Below are 25670 nucleotides of genomic sequence, written 5' to 3' on the forward strand. Positions count from 1 at the left end.
GGACCAACCGATCGCCGAGCGGTCCGGAAGCACGCTTGGGGCTGCCTCAGCACCGGGTCGTTGAATCTGTGGATCGCCGGGCGGAGGCGAGCCAAGCGGTGGAAGGCGGCCAACGCATCCGGCCGGTCGCCCAACTCTCCCGCAGTGCTCTCTTCCCTGGCCGACTCCGTCTCCTCGGCGGGGAACCAGCCGAGGACGAACGACTCCAGGGCCCGGATCGGATCGGTCTCCACGTGGTCGACCCATTCCAACCCCTGGCACCGGCCCGGGTGCCGGGACCGGTCGGACCGCGTCCAGCATCTCGCGGCTCAGCGGCTGGTCGAGCTCCAATTCGGCGTGGTTGAAGTCGGCAGGTGCCGACGACCGTCCCCGGCAGAGCGCGGTACCGAGGGGAAGGCAGCCCCGATCCAGGCGGGCGAAGAGGTGAATGGGCAGGGCGGCCCGGAAGTCGAACCGTGGGTGCAGCGCCGGAACCGTGTCCCCTTGAAGGAGCACCTTGGTGAAGTCCTGGACGCCGCTTCCCCCTGGGTGGTCCCCGGGCGCGACGATGCAAGATCTGTCCAATGGACCTCCACGGTCGGCGTCGTCGGCTACCACCTCGGCGGCGGTGCAATCCCCGGTGAAGCGGTTCTACGGCGGTGAGCCGCCCACCGGGGCGGCCGTTCACCACACGCAGGACGCAGACCTCGAGCCCAGACCCGACCAGAATAGGGTGCTTGGGTGCGAGCTGAGTTGATCATGGAGCGTGAACTGTTCCCGGAACGGGGACCCGGTCGCTCCGCTGACGGAGGCTGGCAGGTGCGCACACCCGAGCCGCGGCTGCTGATCTTCGACCCGTACTTCCAGACGCTGTGTCAGGCCTTCGACCTGCCATGGGAGGGGTACTGTTCGGTGCGCTCAGACCTAGAGCGCGTCGCGGTGGCCGGTCCGGACCAGATCGCGGTCGTCGCCCGCGACGGCCGTACCGTGTGGCGGGTGCCTCATCACAGATGGGGACCTCGCCTCGGCGCCGTCGACTCGGCGGGTTCCTGCGCGTTCAGCCCGGACGGGAGCCAGGTCTGGGCACTGGTGCCCCGGCCCGTCGACGATACGGGTGGCGACCATTGCTGGGTGCTCGACGCAGCCACCGGGCGCCTGCTGGACCGCGTGCCGTTGCACTGCTCCATCGTCGATTCCTCGATTTCGCCTCATCCCGACGGACGTCACCTGGTGATGAGCCTGGACGCACCTTACGAGGTCGGCTGGATCGGCTGGGGTCGGTGGGACAACGGCCGAGCCATGGTCTCCCTCCGTCAAGCGGACTACGAGGTCCTGGCCGACGTGCACCCGAACGGAGGCCGCTATCTGACCACACCGATCGAGGACGACAAGCTCACGGTGCGTCGCTTCCCGGACAGGGCGGTGCAGGCGGTCCGCCGGAGCGCGGAGGTCTTCGACGGCGTCGCCGGGTTCGACGTCTCCGGCGGGTTCCTGGACACCGGACGGGTCATCGCCAAGGAATTCGACGGTCCGACCGCCCTGTTCACGGCCGAGACCCTGGAAATGGTGGATCTCGTTGACTACCCACCCGATACGGTCACCGACCTACCGCTCCCCAACGGCAGAGGCATCTGGAGCACCTTCGACTTCTTCACCGGTCGCCTGCAGATCTGGAAAGATCCATCCGCACCGCTCCACAACTCTTGATCCAACTGGCTGGGATGCTTGGTGCTCCCTCGAGGTGAGGAGCCTGGTGTGAAGCCGAGCGGCAGGTTGGTCATGTCGGCGTTGTTGTTCGGCAGCCCCGTCCCGAGGGCGTCGGCGATATCGCCCACCCGCCGGCGTGCGGGAGCAGCCGGCCGCGTGACCTCGGGATGATCTCAGGACGCGATCGCGCGCCGCATGGCCTCAGCGGCGATGCGTACGCCCGTCAGCCTGGTGGCATAGGCCATCCGGCGCGCGTCGAGGGTGCTCCCCAGCGCGACGTGCCGGTCATAGCGCAGCCACACCGCACCCGCACCGCGTTCCTGGACCAGTGCGGTGGCCCGGCCGAGGTCGAGGAGCGAATCCGCGTCCGGGTTGCGTGACACGAACACCACGACCGTCCGGTGCACCAGCTCGGAGTAGCCGCTGAGCATCATCCAGTCGAGCGCCTCGCGCGCGCTCACGGCGCCGTCATACGTGGTGTGGGTGACCAGGATCTGGGCGTGCGCGCCGCTCAGGACGGCGCGGGGCACGTCGCCGAGCAGGCCCGCGCCACAGTCGACGACGGTGAGCCCGAACAGCCGGTTCAACGGCGCCGCGACGTTCTGGTAGGTGCCGGCGTCCAACGGGCTGTCGTGCACGGCCGACCGGGTGCCCGGCAGCACCCACAGGTTCTTGCCGGCGCGCGTGAGATACGGCTGGAGCTCCTCGAACGAACCGTTCTGAGCGGTGGTCGCGGCCAGATCTCCCAGCGAGTGGGCGGGAGTGATGCCGAGCCGCAGAGCCAGCGAGCCGAGGCCCGGGTCTACGTCGAGGGCGAGCACCGGGTCCTGCCGGTAGTGCCCGTACACGGTCGCGAGCAGCGCCGCCACCGTGCTCTTGCCCGCACCGCCGCGGATGCTGGTCACGGCGATCCGCCGGCCGGTGGTGACGGGGTGCTGGACCCATTCGCCGAACTTCGCGGCCGTCTGGACCTCTTCCGCCGGACGGAAGGCGTGCGCGACTCCGTGGCCGACCCGGCGAATCAGCGAGTCACCGTGCGCCTGCTGCCCGACGAGCTCACGCGGGTCGCGCACCTGGGGCACGGGCGGGCGCGTGACGGGGTTCGGCACTTCGGGCAGCGCCATCTGCTGCGCGGCCTGCTGAGGGTCGGCGTACGGCTCCTGACCCTGCGGGTGCAGGTTCTGTGGATACGGGCCCTGGGGGTTCGGCTGCTGTGGGTACGGGTCCTGCGGGTACGAGTCCTGTGGGTAGGGGTCTTGCCGGTACGAGTCCTGTGGGTAGGGGTCTTGCGGGTACGGGTCCTGCGGCTTTTGGGGCTGCGGCTCCGGAGGTGCCGGCTCCGAGGCGTACCACGGAGGCGCTTCCGCCGGCGGCGCCTCGGCGTCCTCGGCCGCCGGCGGCCGCTCGGTCCGTGGCGGGTCGGGCGGCCGCTGGTACCACTGCGCGTTGCCGGACGGCTGCTGGGGATACCACTGCGCGAAGGCCGGCTGCTGCGGGGGAGCGAGGTCTTTCGCGGGATCGGGCTCTGGTGCGGGGGTGGGCTCTTGCTCGAAAGCACGCTCTTGCACGGGGGCGGGCTGCTGGGCGTACCACTGCCCGGGCGGCTGGGAAGGCGTGGCCTGGGGCCTGGAGCCCGCTGTCGGCTGTGGCGTGTGATCTTCGGCGACATGCGGGCCGTTCCGCTCGTCGTCTGGGTCGGGTCGTGCGGCGCCGGGCGTTTCCTCCCACCCGCCGCGGTCCTCGTAGGCCACCCCGACTTCCTCTCAGTTAGAAGGTGTTGAGCAGCCGAGCGCCATCGCGCTCAACGTCGCCGTCCACCGCATCGGGCGCGCCCCACCCGCCAGGTGGCGAGAACCGCTCCTCGAGCATGCTCTCACCCGCCTACTCGGTTCGTCGCCAGTGGCGCTCTGCCCGTTCCTTGCAAACGTCGGTGAGAACGCCGTCGCCATGGTTCGGCGGCTCAGGTCCGGGCTCCGGCTCTTCTCTCAATACAGATGTGTCACGTGACGCATCGGTTCCACGCGACGAGGGTTCAACGCCTCATGGAGTCAGGACACCGTGCTGGTCTGGAGTGGGGGTTCGGTGCCGGCCGTGGCGGCGCTGGAGAAGCTGGTGCCACCGCGGACCAGCAGTGGCAGGGGCGCGGTCACGAGCACCAGGATCGCCCCGGCGAGGAGTACGTTGCGGGTGCCCAGCGCGCTGACCGTGACGCCGGCCAGCGCGAAGCCCAGGGGCGTCAGCCCGTCGCTGCCGAGCCAGTCGAGCGCCAGGACCCGGCCGAGCAGATGGTCGGGCACATCGTGCTGCACCGCCGTCATCCACAGGATCTCGAAGATGGTGAGGCCCACGCCGGTGACGGCCCAGCACAGCAGGACGCCGGCCAGCGGCAGGAAGGCCAGTGACAACATCGCCCCGGAGATGGTCGTCACCCCGAGGGTCGCCACCACACCGGGCCGGTGGGTACGGATTCGGCTGCCGAACACGGCACCGAGGATCGATCCGACCCCCAGGGCGGTGAACGCGGCGCCGTAGGCCTGGGGGCCGCCGAGTCGCTGCCCCGCCTCGATCGGAGCCGCGACGAACGCGGGCGCCATCACGAACCCCATGACGACCGTGGACATGCAGATCGACGCCAGCAGCCAGCGTCGCTCCCGGATCGCGCGCACGCCCTCGGTGAAGTCGCGTGCGCCGCGGCGGAGCAACCCGGCCTCGGGGGAGCCGACCGGTCTCGCTCGCGGGTGTTCTCTCGTCAGCGTCAGCGTCACGAGGCTGGCCGTGAAGGTCGCGACATCGATCCACAGGGCGGGCCCCGCTCCGTGCGTGGCGATGATGACGCCCGCGAGCGAGGGGCCGATGATGATGGCGACGTACTGCGACAGCGAGGTGAGCGCGTTGCCGGCCTGCAGATGGGTCTTGGGCAGGACGCGGGGGAGCACTGCGCGGTAGGCGGGCTGGAACATGCCCTCGGCGACGCCGATGGCGACGATCGAGACGATGAAGACCGGGCCGGGCAGGGTCGTCGGGCCGGCGGCCATGACGGCCACGCCGACGACCCGTACGGCGTCGGTCGACATCATGACGCGGCTGCGACGCCAGCGGTCGCCCACCGACGTGGCGGCGACCGTTCCGACGAGGACGGAGATGCCCTGGACGGCCAACACCAGACCCAACCCGGCCGCCCCGGCATGGCGGTCGAGGACCACGAGCGCGAGGATGATGGGGAACATCCGGTTCCCGATCGCGCTGAGCGCCTGACCCGACCACAGCAGGGCGAAGTCTCGGTGGGCCAGCGCGGCCGACATGCCGGGCTTGGAGCCGGCCTTCTCGACGGTGGCCAGGTCATCGGATGTTCTGTCAGCCATACAAGAACTCCCGTCACTTTACTCGCTATCTTGACCCCTTCTTGTTGCAAATGGAACACCCCGGAAACGGCCACCGGCACCCGACGGCAAGGGCCGACCGGCCATTATCGCGCAGCCGGTCAATGTTACGGAATGACTGTATTTAGACAGGAGTGTTGTCATTTGCAGTAAGTATGGCAAAATACTCCTGCATTGACCCCGTGACCAGGCGTAATTGATAGTAGTCGTCCGACTGCGCAACGCAATCGCCCCGGCTTCGTTGCAAGAAATTACCCATGTGGCGAAAAGTAGGACCATGCGAATCAGTCTTGTCTCCATGCCATGGCAGTCGATCAGACTGCCGTCCCTCCCTGTTGCGCTGCTGCACGCGCGATTGACCGAGGATCGCCCGGGTGACACGGTCGCGGAGTACCACGGATACCTCAGGTGGGCGGAGTTCCTGCTGGAGTCGAGTGCCGGTTCGGTGACGCCGGCGGACTACATGTCCGTCGCCGATGACGGGGTCTTCCACGGGCTGGGCGACTGGGTGTTCTCAGGTGTGCTGTACGACGATCCGGATTGGCGGGCGGACGTCCTCGACGACTACGCCCGGCGGTACGGCGTGGACGTCGAGGTCGCGCGGCGTGCCCGTTCGCATGCCGGGCGGTTCGTGGAGATCGCCGTTGACGAGATCCTCGCCACCGGGCCGGAGGTCGTGGGATTCACCAGCACCTTCATGCAGAACGTGCCGAGCCTGGCGGCCGCCCGGCGGCTGAAGGAGCGCGCCCCCCACGTCATCGTGGTGATGGGAGGCGGAAACTGCGACGGTTCCATGGGGCACGTCCTGCACCGCAACCACCCCTTCGTCGACTACGTCGTACGAGGTGAGGGGGAGTTGGCGTTCCCCGAACTGTTGAGGAGCATCGAGGCGGGCGTCCGGCCCGTGGACGTACCCGGGGTGTGCTGGTGGAGGGGCGAGGAGTCGGTGGCCAATCCGCAGGCCCCGCGTGCCGTTCCGCCCGACGTGATCCCCCGTCCCGACTTCGACGGATGGCAGCTCGCCCTGGACGCCTCCGGAATGACCGACCACCTCGAGCCCGAACTCGTGCTCGAAGGGGCCCGGGGCTGCTGGTGGGGGGAGAAGCACCAGTGCACGTTCTGCGGGCTCAACGGGTCTTCGATCGAATTCCGGAGCAGGCCGGCCGAGCGCATGTGGTCGGACCTCCGGCACCTGGTGGCCCGGCACCGCATCCTCGACGTGATCATGGTGGACAACATCATCGACATGGCCTACTTCCGCGATCTGCTGCCGAGGCTGGCGGAGGCCGACTGGGATCTGCGGATCCACTACGAGGTCAAGGCGAATCTGCAGCCGGAACAGGTCGAGTTGCTCGCCGCCGCCGGAGTGATGTGCGTACAGCCGGGGATCGAAAGCCTGAGCCGCCGCGTGCTCGGCCTCATGAACAAGGGCACGACCGGTGTCATCAACCTGCGGACGCTGCGCGAATGCGAGAACCGCGGGATCACCGCGTCCTGGAACTACCTGTACGGGTTTCCCGGCGAGACCGCGGACGACTACGACCCGATCATCGATCAGCTCCCGGCCCTGGCGCATCTGCAGCCTCCGGGATCGGTGTCGCGCCTTCTCCTGGAGCGGTTCAGCCCGTACTTCGACCGGCCCGAGCTCGGGTTCCGCGAGCGCCGGCCCGCGGAGATGTACGAGCACGTCTACGACCTGCCGGAGCGGGAACTGCACGACATGGTCTACTTCTTCGACTCCCCGCCGCAGGGCATCGGCGCCGACACCGCCAGACGGCTCCATGCCGCCGTGGAGCGGTGGCAGCGCGACCACTCGCGATCCAGCCTCATCGCCCGCGACGGTTCCGGCGACGCGCTCGTCATCGAGGACTCCCGAGCCGGCCGACCGCAGCGGGAGCACGTTCTCACCGGCTGGCGGGCCGCCGCGTACCGTGCGCTCGAACGGGGCCGTGACGCGCGGTCGCTCGTCGACGCCCTCGCCGCGGCAGGTCACGAGCGGTCGCCGGCCGACGTCGAGGACTGGCTCGCCGAACAGGTGGCGTACGGCCTGCTGTTCGTGGACGACGGCGTCCACGTCGCGCTCGCCACGAGCGGCGCCCCCCGGAAGGCGGGCGGTCCGCTCACCGAGAGCCTGAAGATCTTCCCGCACGTCCGGCTGCCGTTCACCTTCCCCTGGTGGAGATTCGAGCACGAGCCCCCCGCGGCAACGCCCGAGCAGAGCGAGCCGAGGGTGCAGGTATGAGCGCCGCCGCCCTCGGCGCCCCCGACCTGCCCGGTGTGCTCGACCTGCCCGGTGTGCAGGTGCGCCAGGCGACCTGCGACCGCGTCGAGGTCGGCACTGAGATGGACCTAGGCGCCGAACCGATGCCGACGGCGCGCGCCGTGGCGTTCCTGCGGGACCAGCGCGCGCTCGGGATGACGGTCGGCTGGCGAGGACGGCTCTCGGGCCGGCTCGACGTCACCCCGCTCCACCATCTGCCGCCGCCGGAGACGCTCGAGGGCGGGGCGGCGGAGGCCGCCGGCTGGCGGGACTCCCACCGGCGGGCGTTCTGCCAGTTCCGCCGCGGCCCCGGGTTCATCCTGGTGCTGGACGGCCGGGACCCGGGGTTCACCGGGCGGTACGTGCTCGACCGGCCCGACCTGGTGACCGCATTCACGACCTGCCTGCGGCCCACCCCGCTGGAGCGGCTCGGGCCCGCCGAACGCGAGGCCGCGCTGACCTTGCACAAAGAGGGCCTGCTGCTGGTGACCGGGCACATCGCCGTGACTCTCCCGACCCGCGTGCGCGAATGGCGGGCTCCCGCGCCGACCGGCTGACCGGGCGCCGACTCCGGCGACCCCGCGACCCCGCGACCCCGCGACCCGGCCAGAGGCCTACGGGAGTGCGGGCGGACCCTCCAGCAGACGCTCGGGATGCATGCCGTCCACCATGCCGATGAACGGCGGATAGATGCCGTACCCGAGCATCCGCCGGATCTCCGGCGAGACGGCCCGCGCGACGTCCCGGGGAGTCGACAGCGTGAACGCCTCCTGGGTGCGCAGCCACGGCTCGCAGTACTGCGCGGTCACCGCCAGCCGGGCCGAGCCCGAGTCGTTGGCGCCCCCGCCGTGCCAGAGCGTGCCGAGGAAGAGGACACAGGATCCGGCGGGCATGACACTCGGGCACCGAGGGTCGGCGTCGGTGGGAACCCGGCCGTCGCCCCACCGATGGCTGCCGGGGACCACCACCGTCGCGCCGTTGTCCTCGGTGAAGTGATCGATGGCCCAGATGGTCGCGGCCGACAGCGCCCGTCGGGGGCGCGGCACCGGGTAGAACCCGTCATCGGGATGCAGGAGCTGGGCGTTCTCGCCGGGCAGGATGTTGATGACCTGGAGCTGGGAGAGCAGGTAGCCCGGCAGTAGCAGCCGGTCGAGCAGCGCGAGCACGCGCGGATGATCCACGAGCCGGTCGGTTACCCGCGTCTTGGTGAGCGTGCTGTAGAGACGCTGGGTGCGGTGCCCCTCGAAGCTGTTGCGCCCGGGCGGGCCGAGCAGTGCCAGTGCCTCGCCGCGGATCCGTTCGAGCTCGGCCGCTCCGAGCAGGTCCGGCAGGATGACATGACCGTCGCGGGTCAGGGTCCGCAGATCGGACTCCACGACCGCCGGGTCGACGCCGCGGTCGCCGGCGTCCGCGGCCCGATGGGTGCCGGCGAGGTCGGTCGCCAGATCCGCGAGCCCGCGCACCTCGGGGTTGTCGCTCATGACACGCTCCTGTTCGCCGCAGATCATGAGTTGCGGTCGAGTCGACTGTCAAGAGCCGCCGCGCTTCCCCTTCGCGGATGCTGATCGAATAGGGTGCGCTCCGTGCGGGTCGTGGTGACGGGGGCCGGCGGGTTCATCGGCGGCCATGTGGCGGAGGCGATGGCCCTGGCCGGCCACGAGGTCCTCGCCGCCGACGCGCTCGGCCGGTCGGCGACGCCGGCCGCCGCACGCGCGAATCTGGCGGCGCTCGCAGATCACCCCGGGCTCACCCTGGTCGAGGCCGATCTGGCCGTCGACGACCTGACGAGGCTGGCCGAGGCTGACGTGGTCGTGCACCTCGCCGGCCGCCCGGGCGTGCGCACCTCCTTCGGCGCGGGGGCGGCCGAGGTCGAGCGGGACAACGTGACCGCGACCCGCAGGCTGCTTGCGGCCTGCGCGGAGCGGCCGCCCGGCCGGCGACCCCGCGTCGTGGTCGCATCGAGTTCTTCGGTGTACGGCTCGGCGGGCGACCGTCCCCACCGCGAGGACGACCCGCTGCGCCCCGCCAGCCCGTACGCGGTCAGCAAGGCGGCGGTGGAACGGCTGGCGGCCCAGGCGGCGCGCGGCGGGGTCCCCACGGTGGTGCTGCGCTACTTCTCCGTCTACGGGCCACGGCAGCGCCCGGACATGGCGTTCCACCGGTTCATCGACGCGGCCCTCGGCGGCCGTCCGCTGCCCGTGCTCGGGGACGGCGGGCAGTCACGGGCGTTCACCCACATCTCCGACATCGTCACCGCCACGCTCGCCGCGGCCACCGCCGAGCTCGGCACCGCCGAGCCCGGCACCTCGGATCCGGCCACCTCGGATCCGGCCGCCGCCACGGTGATCAATGTCGGGCACGCGGAGCCGGTGCAGGTGCGCACGGCGATCGCGCTGCTCGCCGACCTGCTGGGGGTACGGCCGCACGTGCGCCACTACGAACGGGCGCCCGGTGACGTGTCACGCACGTGGGCCGATACCGAACGCGCCGCGCGGCTGCTGGGGTGGCGGGCCCGGGTCGGGCCGGCCGAAGGGCTCGCCGACCAGATCGCCTGGCACCGCGGGCGCGAGACCTGGGCGACCGGTGCGCGTGAGGCGGCGAGGTGGGGAGCGCGGTGACCGACGGAATGCTCGACCGGCATGAGGCGGCCTACGTGGCCTTCGACCGGTTCCCCGGCAGCAAGGGCGCGGCCGTGCACATCGGCCAGATGGCCGGTCAGCTGTTCGACCACTTCGGCGGTGGCCTCCTCGCCGTGCTCGGCGGCGGCGGGCTCCCGCGCTATCAGCGGGACGGCGGTATAGAGATCGCCCGGTTCGACGAGCCGATCCCCAATCTGATCGATCGGGCGGAGGCGTTCTCGGCGTGGGTCGCCGGCCATCTCACGCCGCATCTGGGCACGCTGCGGGTGTGCCACGTGCGCGATCCGTGGGGGGCGCTGCCGGTCGTCACCGCGCCCGGGCGGCGGCATCAGGTGGTGTACGAGGCCAACGGGCTGCCGTCGATCGAGATGACCCATACCTGGCCGTCGGCGGCGCCCGCCACCCTTGACAAGGTGCGTGAACTGGAACGTCTCTGCCTCGAGCGCTCCGACGTCGTGGTGGTCCCGTCGGCCGTCATCGCGGGTGCGGTGGCCGGGCTGGGCGTACCCGAGGACAAGATCCGTCTGGTCCCCAACGGCGCCGACGTGCCCGAGCGCCCGCCGCCGCGTCCCGCCGCCGCGCCGGACCGCTACCTCGTCTACGTCGGCGCGCTGCAGCCCTGGCAGGGGATCGACGTGCTGCTCCGCGCGTTCGCCCGGCTCGCCGATCTCACCGACCTGAGGCTGGTGGTGTGCGCGTCGGTGCCGGAACGGCGCGCCCGGCCGCTACGGCGGCTGGCGGAGCGGCTCGGTGTCTCGGACCGGATCGACTGGCACCACACCCTGCCGCACGAGGAGGTCGCGGGCTGGCTGGCCGGCGCCGAGCTGTCGGTGGCCCCGCTCACCGGCTGCGCGCGCAATCTCGACCAGGGCTGCGCGCCGCTGAAGATTCTGGAGTCGATGGCGGTCGGCACGCCGGTGGTCGCCTCGGACCTACCGGCCGTGCGCGAGCTGATGGCCGACGGTGAGCACGGCAGGCTGGTCGCCGCCGACCGGCCGGCCGACCTCGCCCGGGCCATGCGAGTGCTGCTCGAGTATCCGGACGTCGCACGGGCGATGGGCGAGCGTGCCCGCAGGCGCGTCGGCGACACCCTGACCTGGAGCCGGTCGAGGGCCCGGCTGACCGAGGTCTACAAGTCGATCGCTTGATTGGGTCTTGTAGGAATTATCCCGATTGGTAGTGTTCCGAATCATGTTCTGGCGCAAGACTCGCGAGGCGATCGGCCGCTTCCATCCGCTGCACCAGAGCCTGATCTGGGAGCGCACGCTGTCGGCGGCCCTGCCGCCGGCCGAATGGGCGATGCTGCTCGCGAGCATGTCCCAGCACGACGCCCTGGTGAAGCGCCGCAAGTGGCGGCTGCCCGACCGGATGGGGACCACGCTGGTCCCGCTGATCCGGGTGCTCTGCGAGGACGTCGCGCCGAACGGGGCACTCGCCCTGACGGCCGACCTGCGCGGCCCCGACGTGCCGGGAAAGGCCGGACCCACGCGGGACCTGCCGGTGCATCGGCCGATCCGGTCCGTCAAGGAGTGGTTCGTCCATGACACGTGGCTCCGGTTGCGCGCAGACCTGCGCGACGGCAGCGTGCTGGAGCTGACGGTCACCGACCGGATCCGGCACCGCAGGATCCACAAGGTGAACCCGCGCGGCAAGCACAAGAGAAAGACCAAGACCAAGGTCGTGCAGCGGATCAGCGCCACCCGCGTGCTGCCGAAGGGCAGAGCGATCCAGCGGCCGGCCGTTCCACCGCCGGGATGGATTCGCCTGCGGGTCCGCGACGACAAGCGGGCGGTGCTGCGCGCCACCGCGAAGGTCGGCCCGAACGCGATGGCGCCGGCCGAGCAGGTCCTGATGGTGGCCGCCGAGCTGTTCAGATGGACGCCCCCGAGGAGGACGGCAGCGTGAACCACTGCACGGTCACCACCGGCTTCTTCGTGCTGGGCCACTGCGGCCGGCCGGCCGTCGCGGCGTGTCAGTGCGGCCGGCCGGTCTGTGCCGGGCATGTCGGGCCGAGCGGGATGTGCCCGGAGTGCACGGCCGCCCAGGCCTACGGCCACTCGGGTCCCGGTCCCTACGACCCGGCCTGGACGCACGGCTACCGCCGCTGGTTCTACCAGCGCAGCTCGCACGGTTACCAGGACACCACGTGGTACTCCACGTTCGACGGCTACGACCGCGGCGCCTTCGAGCCGGGCGCGGCGTACGCACCGGACTACGGCCCCGATGAGGGCGGCGGGTTCGTGGACAGCTGATGCGGGTTCTGTGGCTCACGGAGCACTATCCGCCCAGCCGCGGCGGGATGGCCGAGTCGTGCGATCGCATCGTCCGCGGGCTGCGCGCCGCGGGGGTGGTGATCGACGTCGCGCACCTCACCCGCAGAGCCCGGCCCTGGCAGGTGACCCGCGAACACGGCGGCCGGCTGCTGACCGTACCGCTGGAGGACAACCCGGAGCACGCGCTGCGCCGGCTCTGGACCACGCTCAGCGCGGAGCCCGCGCGAGATCGGGCCTACAGCCACGTGGTGGCGTTCGGCGGCACCTACGCGATGGCGGCCGCGCCCATCCTGTCGGCCTGGCTGGCGGCTCCGCTGGTGACGCTGCTGCGCGGCAACGACTTCGACACCGGTGTGTTCTCGCTGCGCCGGCGCGGCGCGCTGATGGACGCGCTGCGCGCCTCGGCCCGCGTGTGCGTGGTCGCCCGTTCGCACGCTCCGCTGGTGTCGGCACTGGTGCCGGACGCCCGGGTGAGCTGGGTGGCCAACGGCATCGACACCCGAGACTGGCGGATCCTGCCGTCCGAGCGGGAGAAGGCGCGGATCTGGCGCGAGTCGCACGTGGAGCCGGGCCGCCGGACGCTGGGGCTGATCGGCCAGCTCAAGAACAAGAAGGGCGTGGGATTCCTGCTCGACGCGCTGCACGCCTCGGGCCGGGCCGGCGAGTTCCATCTCGTGCTGGTCGGCGAGCTCGAGGAGGTCGTCGCCGAGCGGCTCGACGCCGGCCAGGTCGCCTGTTCCCGGCTGCCGTTCCTCGACCGCTACGAACTGCTCGCCGTCTACGCGGCTTGTGATCTGGTCGCGCTGCCGTCGTTCTACGACGGGCTCCCCAACGTCGCGCTCGAGGCCGCGGCACTGGACGTACCTCTGCTGGCCTCCGACGCCGGAGGCCTCGCCGACCTGGTCGACGACGAGATCGGGTTCACCTTCCGGGCGGGTGATCCGCATGCCTGCCGGGCGGCCGTCGACCGGGCGGCCGACGCCGCCGTCGAGCCGCTGGCCAAGCTCGGCGCGGCCGCAGGCGAACGGGTCCGGCGGGACTTCACCCCGGCGAGGGAGACCGCCGAATATCTGGCCGTACTGCGCGACCTCGCCGAATGATCGTCTGTTACGCGCAGGGCGGTGGGCTGGGTCATCTCACCCGGATCCGGGCCTTCCTGCACACGACGCGCCGCCGGGAGCGGGTGACGATCCTGACCGGTTCGCCGTTCGCCGCCGACGCGCGCGTGGTGGGCGGGCATGAGGTGCTGTCCGCGCCGGCCGGGATGGACCGGGACGGTCTCAGCCGCTGGATCGGCGCGGCTCTGGCCGATCTCGCGCCTCGTGAGCTGCTGGTCGACGCCTTCCCAGCGGGGCTGTCCGGAGAGCTCCACTCCGGGGTCGCGCCGGCCGGAACGCGCATGGTGCATCTCGCCCGCCTGTTGCGCTGGGACGCCTACCGGAGGCTGCTGCCGGCCGCGCCGCCCCGGTTCGACCAGACCTGGACCGTGGAGCCCCTGACCCGGGCGCACCACGCCTACCTCGGCTCGGTGTCTTCGGCTCTCGCGCCCTTGGAGCTGGCCGAGCCCCCGGCCGATGCGGTGCCGCCCTCCCCGGGCGGCTGGTTGATCGTCCATACGGGTCCCGCGGCCGAGGTGCTCGATCTGGTGGAGTACGCGCGGGAGAGCGCCGCGGCCGAGAACGCGCGGCCCCGGTTCACCCTCGTCTCACCGCAGCGGCCCGCCGGGCTGCCCGCCGAGGTGGCGCACCTGGACGTCTACCCGGCGTGGCCGCTGTTCCCCGAGTCGGAGCGGATCATCACGGCGGCGGGATGCAACGCGGTGCGGCAGCTCGCGCCGTGGCGGTCACGGCACCGGATGGTCCCGTTCCCGCGCCGCTTCGACGACCAGTTCGCGCGCGCGGCCCGGCACCGCCGCCTTCGTTGACTTGCGGCGTGTCGTTGGTGCTGCGCACAGCGGTCCAACGACACGCCGCAACTCAACGGGACGGCGCACCGTGATATCGGCCACTGACCGGAACACGCGATTCGGCTCCTATCGTTGTTGGCATGTCCAGGAGATCCATGATCGAGCCGGAAGGAGAGCCGAGTGAAGATCCCCAAGCCCGTCAACGCGGCCTGGGACTGGGTCGAGGAGCACTTTCGTCTGATCGCCCTCGTCGTGACCCTGATGATCGCCGCTTCGACGGTGCTCTGGATACCGCTGCTCGCGGCGTTCGTCGTGGGCGCCACCGTCGGTGGCCTGCTGGTCCAGTTGCGGACGGCCGGCCGGCTGACCCGGTTGCGGGCCGAGGCGGATGAGCTGCTGCGGGAGAACGGCTCGCTGCGCCATCAGAAGACCGTGCTCGCCAGCGGAGTGCTCTCCTCGCAGACCATGCTCACCCAGCGGCTCCCGACGATCCCGGAAGACCCTGAATGATCCCGGAGGACACCGGCGAGCCGTGAGGGCGGCGGGCTCGCCCGCACGTCGGTATGTTCGCACCAGGGAATGAGGGGGTCGCGGTGACGATGAGCGAGCGGGAGTTCACGATCGAGGAGGCCGGCGCCCTCATGCCCGACGTTCGGGCGAAGGCCGCCGAGATCGTACGGCTCCGTGCCGACCTGGCCGAACTCACCCTCGACCTGCACACCGTGGGCTCGTCGCCGATGGGCGGCGTGCCCGAGGCGAAGGCCTACGAGGCACGGCTGCAGGAACACGTGACCTGGTTCACCGACCAGGGCATCGAGATCAAGGGGCTGGCCCCCTTCCTGGTCGACTTCCCCGCCCGGCGCGGCGGCCGGTCCGTCCGGCTCTGCTGGATCGAGGGCGAGCACGACCTGGCGTGGTATCACCTCACCGAACTCGGCTTCGCCGGTCGCCGGCCGCTGGACTGACCGTTCCCCGCGCCGGCCGGTCGGCGGGCGGAGTCGGCGCGAAACGCGTCCATTCTTTCCGGCCATTGTGTTGAAAAGAAAGACCCGCCGATTCAATGGCCGATACCTGCCATCATTGATTTCTCGCCCGTTCGCCGTGGACATCCGTCATCCACAGATCGCACAATAGCGGCGAGGTCGGCGTTCCCCGCATTCCGGTCGGCCGTATTCCATTGCGAATTCCATCATCTCGAGAGGCCGGGCGGGAACGTCATGAGGGTGAGCTGGAAAAATGGCGGGCATGTCTTCTCCGCCACGGCGGCGCTGGTCACCGTTGTGCTGACGGCCGCGATGGGCACCGCGGTCGCCGACCCGGCACCGAATCCGACACAGGGCCCGGCGCAGATCCGGCCGAACACGGTGAAGAGGGCGCCGAGGGCAGTGCGGCCTCTGCCGCCGCACAGCGCCGCCGTCGCCTCGAAACTGGCGGGCTGGGCCAAGGCGCAGCGCTCCGCCGACCAGACCCGGCGCACCCGGCCGCGCGCCGCCACCGTCACCCGCCGAGCGACGGGCCCGGCCGCCGCCCCCCGGCTGCGGCTCGCCGAGACCGGCGAGCCCACCACCCTGGTGCTCTACGACACCGCCGGGCCGTACGGAGCACTGGGCGAGTTGTACGCGACGGCGGCCGCGAACCTGGCGGGGCACTTCGGCCCGGTCACCGCCGAGCCGGTCTCGTCCTACACGGCCGGCCAGGTGGACCAGCACACCGCCACGATCTATGTCGGGTCCACCTACTACGGCGGAGCGATCCCCGACGCCGTGCCGGCCGCGTTCTACTCCGATGTCATGACCACCGCCCGGCCGGTCGTCTGGATCAACAACAACATCTGGAACCTGGCCGGTCACGCGGGCTCGGCGGCGTTCGCGGCCCGCTACGGCTGGGACCCCACGTCGTCGTACTTCGCACCGGGCGGCTCGGTCGGAGACGTGACCCGGGTCGACTACAAGACCCGGGCGCTCACCCGCACGCTCCCGGCGGGGACGGACGGCGGCGTCCTGCACCCTCACATCCTCACCGGCGGCGGTCACCCGGCGGTGACCGAGCTCGCCGAAGCGGTCGACACGAGCACCTCACCGGCCGGCCGGTTCCCCTGGGCGATCCGGTCGGCCAACCTGACCTACCTCGGAGAGATCCCGTTCACGTACACGAGGGAGACCGATCGGGTCCTCGCCTTCGCCGACCTGCTGTTCGACGTGCTCGCACCCGCCACGCCGGAGCGGCACCGGGCGCTGCTCCGGCTCGACGACATCAACCCGACCGCCGGCTCTCACGCCGCCGAGCTGAGAGCCACGGCCGAGTACCTCAAGTCACGGAACATCCCGTACGGGTTCAGCGTCACCCCCGCCTACACCGATCCGCTCGGCGCCTACAGCGTCGGCAACGTGCCCCAGGGAGTGCCGCCCTGGAACCTGCCGCAGTCGGTGACCGAGGTCATCGAGTACATGCTCGCCAACGGCGGGACCATGGTCGGCAAGGGTCACACCCACCAGTACGGCGCCGTGAGGAACCCCTACACCGGTGCGACGCCCAATGACCATGAGTTCTTCCGGGCGCACCTGGACGCCGATGCCCGCGTGATCCTGGACGGCCCGGTGCCGGAGGACTCCGCCGCCTTCGCTGCCGACCGCGTGACCGCGGCGAAGGCCGCCTTCACTTCCGTCGGGCTCCCGGTGCCGATCCTGTGGTCCACGCCGAACTACGCCGCCTCGGCCACCGACTACGGCGTCTTCGGCCGGCACTACGCCGCTCGTTATGAGCGGAGCCTGTACTTCGCCGGCGTGCTGTCCGGGCAGCCGGTCGACGCGGCCCTGCGCATCGGCCAGTTCTTCCCCTATCCGGTCAGGGACGTCTACGGCTCGGCCGTCATCCCCGAGAACCTCGGCAACTACGGTGCCATGGGCCCGAACAGCAACGAGCCGCCGAGAACCGCCGCCGACCTCATCAACGCGGCCGGGCTCAATCTGGCGGTCCGTGACGGTTTCGCGAGCTTCGTTTACAACAGCGGCTATGGTCTGCCGGTCCTGGAGGAGACCATCGACGGCATGAGCGATCTCGGGTACACGTTCGTCGCACCGGACGGCGCGTTGCCCGAGCACTGATCGGTATCGCGCCCGAGACGCGGTTAGCCTGGAGAGGGAACACCAGGCTCCGGGCGGAGGCGGGAAGACGATGTCGGCAACGCGGCTGCTGGTTCTCGGCGGGGTGCGCTCGCTCGGGCGGGCGCACGGCTACCAGATCCGCGGTGAACTGCTCTCCTGGGGGACGGACGAGTGGGCCAACGTCAACCCCGGGTCGATCTATCACGCGCTGAAGCAGCTCACCAAGGACGGACTGCTGCGCGCCCACGACGTCGAGGAGAGCGATGCCGGGCCGCCCCGTACCGACTATGAGCTCACCCAGAAGGGCGACGCGGAGTTCTTCCGCCTGCTGACCGAGGCGCTGAGCAAGGTCGATCAGCGGCAGGACATGCTGTGGGCGGGTCTCGGCTTTCTGTCCGAGCTGCCGAGGGCTAAGGCGATCGACCTGCTCAGGCAGCGGCTCGGCGAACTGGAGGACTGGCGTGCCTCTGTGGCGCCGCATCTCGGTGCCTGGGACCACAGCCTGCAGGAACTGCTCGGCCTGTGGGTCCATTCGGCCGAGACCGGCGCGGAGTGGACGAGGGGTCTGATCGCCAGGCTTGAGGGCGGCGCCTACGTCATGGCCGACGAGGACGACCAGATGCCGGCCCGCCATGCCGCGGCGTGCGTCCATGACATGGCGAGCGCCCCGGTGCCGAGCACGGCCACGTCGGGCGCCTCGGGCGCCTCGGGCGCCTGACCCGAGGGCAGAGCCGCCACCGTGCACGCTCCGGTCACGACCGCGAGATCTATTCAAACTTGACGACCGAAGACGAACGGCTTACGCTCTACGCGGTAATCAAGTTTGATTAGAGAGGTGAGCATGGCTGCTGCCGAGTACGCGGTCGTCGCGGAGGGGTTGCGGAAGCGGTACGGCGACACCAGGGCGCTCGACGGGTTCGACCTCAGCGTCCCCGAGGGCACGGTGTGCGGATTGCTCGGGCCGAACGGCGCGGGCAAGACCACGGCCGTCCGGATCCTGGCCACGCTCCTGCGACCGGACGGCGGGCGCGCAGAGGTGGCCGGCCTCGACGTGGCGCGCCAGACGCAGCGGGTGCGCTACCGGATCGGGCTGCTGGGTCAGCACGCGGCGGTGGACGAGATCCTCACCGGCCGGCAGAACCTGGAGATGTTCGGCCGGCTCTTCCATCTCGACGGCCGGGCCGCACGGCGCCGGGCGGACGAGCTGCTGCGGCAGTTCGGGTTGGCCGAGGCGGCGGGCAAGCCGCCGAAGCGGTACTCCGGAGGCATGCGACGCAGACTCGATCTCGCGGCCAGCCTCATTATGGCGCCCCAGGTGCTCTTCCTGGACGAGCCCACGACCGGCCTCGACCCGCGCAACCGGGGGGAGGTGTGGGAGGCGATCCGCACCTTGGCCGCAGCGGGCACCACCGTGCTGCTCACCACGCAGTATCTCGACGAGGCGGACCGGCTGGCCGACCAGGTCGCCGTGATGGACCACGGCCGTGTGATCGCGGAGGGCACGCCGGACCGGCTCAAGTCGAAGATCGGTGGCGACCGGATCGACATCGTCGTCCGGGATGCGGCCGCGCTCCCCGCCGCCGCCGCGCTCGTCTCCCGCGTCTGCGTCGCCGAGGCCGAGACCGAACCGGCGCTGCGCCGGATCAGCGCTCCCGTACGGGACCGGATGTCCGTGCTCACCGAGGTCGTACGGGCGCTGGCCGACGCGGAGATCACGGCCGAGGACATCTCGCTGCGACGCCCCACGCTCGACGAGGTGTTCCTGCGGCTCACCGGCCACCGCACCGACGAGGAGGCCGCGGCGTGACGACCACGACCACGGCGGCCGGGGGCCTGCCGATGTCCCCGGCCACGCCGGTGGACCGGGCCCGCTGGGCCGTCCTCGACAGCTGGACCATCGCCCGCCGCGACCTGACGCACTGGGTCCGCGAGCCGACGCGCGTCCTCAGCACCCTGATCTTCCCGATCGTGTTCGTGGTGCTGTTCGGCTACGTGTTCGGCAGCGCGATGTCGGTGCCGGGCGGCGGTGCCTACCGTGAGTTTCTCATGCCGGGCATGTTCGCCCAGACCATGATGTTCGGCATCGGGACCACGATGACCGCCGTCATCGCCGACACCGCCGCCGGCGTCACCGATCGGTTCCGCTCGATGCCCATGGCGCCGTCGGCGGTGCTGACCGGCCGGAGCGTCGCCGACCTCGTCAACTCCGTCATCGACGTGGCGATCCTGGTCGCCTGCGGTTACGTCGTCGGCTGGCGGCCGCACGGCGGGGTGGCGGAGACGCTCGCCGCGGTGGGCCTGCTGTTGCTGCTGCGGTTCGCCTGCGTGTGGATCGGCATCTACCTGGGACTGCTGATCCCCAGCGTCGAGGCCGGCGGCGCGGTGTGGGGCCTGCTGTTCCCCTTCACCATGATCGCGAACACGTTCGTGGCGCCGTCCCAGATGCCGCACTGGCTGGGCGTGCTGGCCGAATGGAACCCGCTGTCCTCCACGGTGGCCGCCACGCGCGAGCTGTTCGGCAACCCCGGCCTCGACAAGGGCTCCTGGATCATCGAGCACCCGGTGTCCATGGCCGTCGTATGGCCGTCGGTGCTCGTGACGGTCTTCTTCCTGCTGTCCGTGCGCCGTTACCGGGGGCTGAGCCGCTGAGACCGGCTGAACGGGTCGCGCGGGACGCCGTGATGGCGCGGTCTAACCTGGGGATTAGGGATGCCGCGCCGCACCGGCCGCGACCGGGGCGGACCATCCGAAGCGGCGGCACGATCACGAGCCGGACGGCCGTACGGACAGGAGTCGCGCTCTCGAGAGGAGTGTCGTCCGATGACCACCGCCATGAAGGCCCCGCTGGAGTTCCCCGCGCGGGAGACCCCGGACTTCTCCGAGGGAGAGGTCTACTTCATCGGGAACGCCACCACCGTGATCCGTTACGGCGGCTTCACCATTCTGACCGACCCCGCGTTCATGCACCGCGGGGGATACGCCGATCTCGGACACGGGATCTACACGCGGCGAGAGGTCGATCCGGCCTGTGACCTCACCGACCTGCCGTGGCTGGACATAGTCGTGCTGTCGCACTTCCACGGGGATCATTTCGATGAGGTGAGCCTCAGGGAGCTGAACCCACAGCTACCGATCATCAGCACCTTCCACGCCATCGGGGAACTCCGCGCGCACGGTTTCGAGCGCGGACACGCCCTCGACACGTGGGAGTCCATTCCGGCCGTCAAGGGCGAGGCTCAACTGAGGATCACGGCCATGCCGGGCAAGCACGCGCCGGACCCGCTGGCGGCGATGTTCCCGCCGGTCATGGGCACCATGTTCGACTTCAGCAGGGGGCGCGAGCGGCTGTTCCGGCTCTACATCACCGGCGACACGCTGCTGCACGACCGGCTCCATGACATCGCCATCCGCTATCCCGGCATCGACCTGGCCCTGGTGCACATCGGAGGCGCGATGCTGTTGAGCACCATGGTGTCGATGACCGGGGTCCAGGGCGTGCGCGCGGTCGAGATCGTCAGGCCGCACGTCGCAACGCCCATCCACTACAACGACTTCTCGGTCTTCGCGTCCGGGCTGGACGACTTCAAGAAGGCCGCCGAGGCGTCGACGCCCGCCACGGAGTTCCACTACCTCATGCACGGCGACACCTACCGCTTCCGCCGTAACGCGTAGCGTCGGCCCACCGCCGCAGATCTGAGGCGTCCCGCCGATCGATCGCGCGGTCACGGCAGGATGCGGGCTCGGGCGGTGCGGGTGCGTTTCCACCGGGAGATCCATTGGGCGACCCATCTGCGGATGCTCAGGGCGAACACGCGCTGCAGACGGCGGCACGTCACCGCGAGGCCGACCACGATCAGCGCGACCGCGATGACGACGGGGACCGGGCCGAACCGGTCGCTCAGCTCCGTGAGCAGCTGCCGGGTGCGGGAGCGGTGGTCGGCGAGAACGAGGCCGGCGAACGCGAAGGCGACCAGCGGCCCCGCCGCGACGGAGACGCGTCTCCAGAACCGGTCGACGAGCAGATGGTGGCGCAGGGTCTCGGTCGCACCCAGGATGCGGTTCACCCGGAGCAGCCGCACCGCGGTCATGACGTGCACCAGGCGCAGGAGCCGCAGAGCCTGAAAGGGCAGGAGTGCGAAGAGCGCCGCCGGGACCGCGACGGCGGCGATCACGATCGGCCACAGGTGCGCCCGGAGCCAGGTGAGACGCTGCCCGGTTAGCAGGAACAGCAGGACGGGCTCTCCCGTGAGCACCGCGGTCGAGCCCCAGTTCAGCACCTTGCCGAGCTGGCCGGGCCAGCCGCCGACCGCGCTGAGGAAGGTCGCGGGCACCGATACACCGGCGGCGACGATCACCGGGACCGCGAGCCGCCGCTCGACGCGGGCGGCCCGGTCGTTCCTGCGGCGCTGACGAGCTGTGACGTTCTCTTCCGGCATCAGTCGGGATCTTAGACACCGATTCGCCGGCACGGCGGGCAATGCCCGGATTCGCCGAGCACGGGGCACGGCGCCGTCAAGGTGGCAATAGGGTTTCCCCATGTCGATTAGCGGAAAGAGTGCGGAGGTCCGGCAAGCGGTCATCCTGGCGGGTGGCCAGGCGACCAGGCTGCGGCCCTATACCGATGACCGGCCCAAGGCGATGGTGCCGGTCGCGGGCCGGCCGATCGTGGACTGGCAGCTCGAATGGCTTGCGCAGGCGGGCTGCGAGCACGTCGTGATCTCGTGTGGCTACCTGGCCGACGTGCTGGAGAAGCACCTGGCCGACCACGCCTATCCGCTGCGGATCGAGGTCACGGTGGAGACCGAACCGCTCGGCCGCGGCGGAGCGCTGCGTTTCGCGGCCGGCCACCTGCCGTACCCGGGGGAGCGCTGGCTGGCCCTCAACGGCGACGTTCTGTGCCGGTTCCCGCTGGAAGACCTGATCGATCGGCATGCGACGGCGGACGCGAAGGCCACGATCGCACTCGCGCAGTACCGCACCACCTGGGGCATCGCCACGCTGGACGAGCAGGACCGCATCGCGGGGTTCGTGCAGTCACCGAGGCTGCCGTACTGGATCAACGGCGGGATCTACGTCTTCGAGCCCGAGGTCGTGGAGCTGCTGCCCGTCAAGGGCGATCACGAGGACACCACGTTCCCGCAGCTGGCGGTGGACAAGCGCCTGGCCGGTTACAAGATCGACGGCTACTGGCGCGGGGTCGACACCGTCAAGGACGTCAAGGAGGCCGGCGCGGAGCTTCCCCGGCAGGGCTGGTAGCCGGGCCGGCGTCGAGGCACCGCACACAGCCGAGTCGCCCGCTGCGCGATAGTCAGGGCGGCCGCGGCTGCCGTGCCGGGCCGTCCTGACCTGTCTGAAGATCTGATCTTCGGGATGAGGGGGCTCAGCTCTCGTTACGGATCACGTCGTAGTCGCCGAAGACGATCGGCCCGTCGCACAGCTCGGCCATGCGCTTGGCAAAATTCTCGGTCTCCTCCATCTGGTTATTGCGCTGTGCCTCCTCGTAGGACAGAAACTCCATGATGGCGACGTAATGGTTCGGCCGGTCGTGACAGCGGCCCATCATGTCATGGCTCATGGTGTTCTTCTCCATGGTGCAGCAGCGCCATTCCTCCATGAGCGCCATGACGTCCTGCGGCTTCCTCGTATCGAATTCCATGATCTGAATGAACACGATATTCCCCCTTTTCGGCGATACTGGCACCTCTCATTAGACCTGCGGGGTGGATGTGTCGCAAGGAAAGATTCGTGGAAGCAAGTTTTACCGCGAACAAACGGAAATCGCCGCTTTTGTCGCGCAAAACGATACGGTGAGACGCCCTGATAGGCCGAATATCTGCGTATGTTAGTTAATGCGCGATATGTCGAAATTGTCGTAGTCTGCAGCCACTTGGCCGCCGCTACCGCCGCCCTGCCGCATGACGACGACCCCGGCCTTGCGCGGCGCCAGCGGATTGTCGCCGTCGGTGTACTCCGCGGCCAGCTCGCCGTTGATCCACATCCGCAGGTGCACCTTCTTGTCCTGCCCCTCACAGGCGATCTGGATCTTGTTGGTGCCCTGCGGCTTGAAACCTTTGGCGTCCGACGTCGGAGCGAGCTCCTTGGAGATGTTGGCGCCCGAAACCTTGCGGATGACCGTGCCGTCCCCGTCGCGACGGACCAGGAACACGTAGCCGTCCAGTTGCGAGTCCTCCGCTCCGAAGCACCACAGCCCCACCTGACCGTACTTCGGTCCGGACACCGGCGTCACGTCGGCGGACACCAGGGCTCGCGACGGCAGTTCCCCGTCGAACGGCGCAATGGTCGACTCTTCGGTGTCGTTGCCCGTGGTCCCGAGCCGGTACCGGCCGTTGAGATAACCCGATCCGAAGAGATCCCGGTACTCGCCGCCGGACCAGCGCGTGCTGATGTTGGAGAAGTCGTCGCTGAAGACGGTGCTGGTGCTCGAGGGCGGGCCACCCGAGCCGGTGAGCCAGAGCACGGCGATGAGCGCGAGCACCAGAACGCCGGCCACGCCCGCCCCGGCCAGTGCGAGGGCGCGGCGCTTCTCCCGGCGGGGAGCCCGGCCGGGGGCCTGACCCGGCGGCGCCATGGCGGTGGGCGCGTTGGCGCCGGGGTGGCCGGGCGCGTAGCCGGGCGGCGTCGGCACCGTTCCAGAGCCGTCCGCCCGCGTCGGCTGGTACGGATAGGGCCCGCCCGGCGGGACGCCGGGGGGCGGTGTGGCCTGCCAGGTGCGGCCGATCGTGGCGGCGGTCTGGGCGGTGTCGGCCCGCTGCTGGCCGACCAGCCCGTCCAGTAGTTCCTGAGCGGTCGGCCGCAGCGCGGGATCCTTGGCCAGCGCCCGCTCGACCAGGTGCCGTATCTCGTCTTCCAGACCCTCGATCTGCGGATCGCCGTGGGAGATCCGATAGAGCACTGCGGGCAGGGTGGCCGCCGGGAACGGCGCGTCGCCGGTCCCGGCGTAGGCCACGACGGCGCCCCAGGCGAAGACATCGGACGCGGCGGTGGCCCGCCCGCCCCCGATGATCTCCGGCGCCATGTACGCGGGAGTGCCGACGAACTGGCCGGTCTTGGTCTGGTCCACGACCGTGTCGAGCGCACGGGCGATGCCGAAGTCGATCACCCGTGGGCCGAGCGAGGAGAGCAGGACGTTGGCCGGCTTCAGATCGCGATGCACGACCCCGGCACCGTGGATGGCGGTGAGCGCCGTGGCGACCCCGACAGCGAGATGGTCGAGGGTCGCCCCGCGCATCGGGCCGGAGTCGCGCACGAACTCGTGCAGGTTCGGACCGTTGACGTACTCGGTCACGATGTAGAGCGGATCGCCGTCGAGGTTGGCGTCGAGCACCGGGGCCGTACAGAACCTGCGCACCTTCCGGGCCGATTCGACCTCGCGCCGGAAGCGGTCGCGGAACGACGGATCGTGCGCCAGGTCAGGGTTGATCACCTTGACCGCGGCGCGCTCGCCGGCGGAGGTCTCGGCCAGATAGACCGTGCCCATGCCTCCCCGGCCGATCCGGCCGACCAGCCGGTAGGTGCCCAGCGTCCGCGGGTCACCGGCGTTCAGGGGATCGACCGCGCTCTCTGCCGACACAGTTGCTCCACGCCTCCCTGTCTTCGTGCACGAAAGTGCACGTTGAGGCAGATTAGCGAAGAGTCGTGCCCTAAGGGAGCAGGGTGGTGCGTAGGGGCGCTGTGGCCTAGGGGAGGAGCAGCAGCTTGCCCGTCGTGCGGCGGCCCTGGAGGTCCTCGTGCGCCGTGCGGGTGTCGGCGAGGTCATAGCGCCGGCTGATGTGCACGCGCAGGTCGCCGTTCTTCACCCAGCCCAGCACGTCCGAGGCTCGGGCGAGCAGTTCCTCGCGCGTGGCGACGTAGTGGGCCAGGGTCGGCCGGGTGAGGAAGAGCGAGCCGCCGTTGTTGAGCCGCATCGGCTCGACCGGTGGCACCGGCCCGCTCGCCGCGCCGTACAGCGCGAGCGTGCCGCGCGGTCGCAGGCTCTCCAGGCTGCCGTCGAAGGTGGCGGCGCCCACGCCGTCGTACACGGCGGCGACGCCCTCGCCGCCGGTCAGCCGCAGGACCTCCGGGGCGAACTCGGTCTCGGTGTAGCGAATGATCTCGTCTGCCCCGGCGTCGCGAGCGAGCTTCTCCTTCTCCGGGGTCGAGACGGTGCCGATCACGCGGCCGCCGAGCAGCTTCACGACCTGGGTGAGGAGCAGGCCCATGCCGCCCGCGGCGGCGTGCACGAGCACCGTGTCACCCGGCCGTACGGGGTAGGTGGAGTGGGTGAGGTAGTGCGCGGTCATGCCCTGGAGCATCGCGGCGGCCGCGTCCTCGGCCGACACGCCGTCCGGAACGCGGACGGCCCGGTCCGCCCGCACGATCGCCTTCTCGGCGTACGAACCGTTCACGTCCGAGGACGCGACCA

At 70.5% G+C, this 25670-nt stretch carries 24 protein-coding genes; 17 read left to right on the forward strand and 7 right to left on the reverse strand.

Annotation, left to right across the window (positions count from 1 at the left end; genetic code table 11):
- Positions 1 to 720 precede the first annotated feature (720 nt).
- On the forward strand, positions 721 to 1686 hold the full coding sequence (locus HKK72_RS16060; protein WP_187235177.1) for a hypothetical protein: 966 nt from the start codon (positions 721 to 723) through the stop codon (positions 1684 to 1686).
- Between the two features lie 173 nt (positions 1687 to 1859).
- Here the strand turns inward: HKK72_RS16060 and HKK72_RS42175 are convergent, their stop codons facing one another.
- Both HKK72_RS42175 and HKK72_RS16070 read right to left on the reverse strand, forming a co-directional pair.
- Positions 1860 to 3437 carry a MinD/ParA family protein gene (locus HKK72_RS42175; RefSeq protein WP_187235178.1) on the reverse strand — a complete coding sequence of 526 codons (1578 nt, stop codon included), beginning with the start codon at positions 3435 to 3437 and terminating at the stop codon, positions 1860 to 1862.
- A 297-nt stretch (positions 3438 to 3734) separates the two neighbouring features.
- Entirely contained in the window at positions 3735 to 5048 is a 1314-nt protein-coding gene (locus HKK72_RS16070; protein WP_187235179.1) for an MFS transporter, read from the reverse strand.
- A 295-nt stretch (positions 5049 to 5343) separates the two neighbouring features.
- On the opposite strand from HKK72_RS16070, the gene HKK72_RS16075 reads away from it, so the two are divergent.
- Together HKK72_RS16075 and HKK72_RS16080 are read left to right on the forward strand one after the other, a co-directional pair.
- Entirely contained in the window at positions 5344 to 7308 is a 1965-nt protein-coding gene (locus HKK72_RS16075; RefSeq protein ID WP_187235180.1) for a RiPP maturation radical SAM C-methyltransferase, read from the forward strand.
- Positions 7305 to 7883, forward strand: a complete 579-nt coding sequence (locus HKK72_RS16080; RefSeq protein WP_187235181.1) for a DUF5825 family protein — start codon at positions 7305 to 7307, stop codon at positions 7881 to 7883. The genes HKK72_RS16075 and HKK72_RS16080 overlap by 4 nt, the downstream gene beginning before the upstream one ends.
- Positions 7884 to 7940: 57 nt before the next feature.
- Here HKK72_RS16080 and HKK72_RS16085 read toward each other — a convergent pair whose 3' ends face one another.
- Positions 7941 to 8807 carry a phytanoyl-CoA dioxygenase family protein gene (locus HKK72_RS16085; protein ID WP_187235182.1) on the reverse strand — a complete coding sequence of 289 codons (867 nt, stop codon included), beginning with the start codon at positions 8805 to 8807 and terminating at the stop codon, positions 7941 to 7943.
- A gap of 102 nt (positions 8808 to 8909) precedes the next feature.
- On the opposite strand from HKK72_RS16085, the gene HKK72_RS16090 reads away from it, so the two are divergent.
- From HKK72_RS16090 to HKK72_RS16150, 13 genes are all read left to right on the forward strand, one after another.
- Positions 8910 to 9944, forward strand: a complete 1035-nt coding sequence (locus HKK72_RS16090; RefSeq protein WP_315987284.1) for an NAD-dependent epimerase/dehydratase family protein — start codon at positions 8910 to 8912, stop codon at positions 9942 to 9944.
- Positions 9941 to 11113 (forward strand): glycosyltransferase, encoded by a 1173-nt coding sequence (locus tag HKK72_RS16095; protein WP_315987285.1) that lies wholly within the window; start codon positions 9941 to 9943, stop codon positions 11111 to 11113. The genes HKK72_RS16090 and HKK72_RS16095 overlap by 4 nt, the downstream gene beginning before the upstream one ends.
- Before the next feature lie 43 nt (positions 11114 to 11156).
- Positions 11157 to 11870, forward strand: a complete 714-nt coding sequence (locus tag HKK72_RS16100) for a hypothetical protein (protein WP_187235183.1) — start codon at positions 11157 to 11159, stop codon at positions 11868 to 11870.
- Positions 11840 to 12217: a hypothetical protein gene (locus HKK72_RS16105; protein WP_187235184.1), complete on the forward strand. Its 378-nt coding sequence runs from the start codon at positions 11840 to 11842 to the stop codon at positions 12215 to 12217. The genes HKK72_RS16100 and HKK72_RS16105 overlap by 31 nt, the downstream gene beginning before the upstream one ends.
- Positions 12217 to 13338 carry a glycosyltransferase family 4 protein gene (locus tag HKK72_RS16110; RefSeq protein WP_261986868.1) on the forward strand — a complete coding sequence of 374 codons (1122 nt, stop codon included), beginning with the start codon at positions 12217 to 12219 and terminating at the stop codon, positions 13336 to 13338. The genes HKK72_RS16105 and HKK72_RS16110 overlap by 1 nt, the downstream gene beginning before the upstream one ends.
- Entirely contained in the window at positions 13335 to 14162 is an 828-nt protein-coding gene (locus HKK72_RS16115; RefSeq protein ID WP_187235185.1) for a hypothetical protein, read from the forward strand. The genes HKK72_RS16110 and HKK72_RS16115 overlap by 4 nt, the downstream gene beginning before the upstream one ends.
- 162 nt (positions 14163 to 14324) lie before the next feature.
- A complete protein-coding gene (locus HKK72_RS16120) occupies positions 14325 to 14654 on the forward strand; it encodes a hypothetical protein (protein WP_187235186.1) in 330 nt (109 codons plus the stop codon).
- Positions 14655 to 14743: 89 nt separating this feature from the next.
- Positions 14744 to 15109, forward strand: coding sequence for a DUF2203 domain-containing protein (locus HKK72_RS16125; RefSeq protein WP_187235197.1), 366 nt, complete (start codon positions 14744 to 14746; stop codon positions 15107 to 15109).
- Positions 15110 to 15367: 258 nt separating this feature from the next.
- Positions 15368 to 17248 (forward strand): DUF2334 domain-containing protein, encoded by a 1881-nt coding sequence (locus tag HKK72_RS16130; protein WP_222720779.1) that lies wholly within the window; start codon positions 15368 to 15370, stop codon positions 17246 to 17248.
- A 70-nt stretch (positions 17249 to 17318) separates the two neighbouring features.
- Positions 17319 to 17966, forward strand: coding sequence for a PadR family transcriptional regulator (locus HKK72_RS16135; protein ID WP_187235187.1), 648 nt, complete (start codon positions 17319 to 17321; stop codon positions 17964 to 17966).
- Between the two features lie 123 nt (positions 17967 to 18089).
- Positions 18090 to 19055 (forward strand): ATP-binding cassette domain-containing protein, encoded by a 966-nt coding sequence (locus HKK72_RS16140; protein WP_187235188.1) that lies wholly within the window; start codon positions 18090 to 18092, stop codon positions 19053 to 19055.
- Positions 19052 to 19897, forward strand: coding sequence for an ABC transporter permease (locus tag HKK72_RS16145; RefSeq protein WP_410050308.1), 846 nt, complete (start codon positions 19052 to 19054; stop codon positions 19895 to 19897). Before HKK72_RS16140 ends, HKK72_RS16145 begins: the two co-directional genes overlap by 4 nt.
- Before the next feature lie 171 nt (positions 19898 to 20068).
- Positions 20069 to 20920: an MBL fold metallo-hydrolase gene (locus tag HKK72_RS16150; RefSeq protein ID WP_261986869.1), complete on the forward strand. Its 852-nt coding sequence runs from the start codon at positions 20069 to 20071 to the stop codon at positions 20918 to 20920.
- Positions 20921 to 20970: 50 nt separating this feature from the next.
- On the opposite strand, the gene HKK72_RS16155 is transcribed toward HKK72_RS16150, so the two are convergent.
- Positions 20971 to 21684 (reverse strand): hypothetical protein, encoded by a 714-nt coding sequence (locus tag HKK72_RS16155; RefSeq protein ID WP_187235189.1) that lies wholly within the window; start codon positions 21682 to 21684, stop codon positions 20971 to 20973.
- Between the two features lie 100 nt (positions 21685 to 21784).
- On the opposite strand from HKK72_RS16155, the gene HKK72_RS16160 reads away from it, so the two are divergent.
- A complete protein-coding gene (locus HKK72_RS16160) occupies positions 21785 to 22504 on the forward strand; it encodes an NDP-sugar synthase (protein WP_187235190.1) in 720 nt (239 codons plus the stop codon).
- A 124-nt stretch (positions 22505 to 22628) separates the two neighbouring features.
- Here HKK72_RS16160 and HKK72_RS16165 read toward each other — a convergent pair whose 3' ends face one another.
- The 3 genes from HKK72_RS16165 to HKK72_RS16175 all read right to left on the reverse strand — a co-directional run.
- Complete coding sequence (locus tag HKK72_RS16165; RefSeq protein ID WP_187235191.1) at positions 22629 to 22919, reverse strand: hypothetical protein; 291 nt, start codon at positions 22917 to 22919, stop codon at positions 22629 to 22631.
- 171 nt (positions 22920 to 23090) lie between these two features.
- Entirely contained in the window at positions 23091 to 24839 is a 1749-nt protein-coding gene (locus HKK72_RS16170) for a serine/threonine-protein kinase (protein WP_315987286.1), read from the reverse strand.
- Positions 24840 to 24945: 106 nt separating this feature from the next.
- On the reverse strand, positions 24946 to 25670 hold a 725-nt coding region (locus HKK72_RS16175), incomplete at its 5' end, for a quinone oxidoreductase family protein (protein WP_187235193.1).

This window comes from Actinomadura sp. HBU206391 (assembly GCF_014323665.1).
Lineage (GTDB): Bacteria > Actinomycetota > Actinomycetes > Streptosporangiales > Streptosporangiaceae > Actinomadura_C.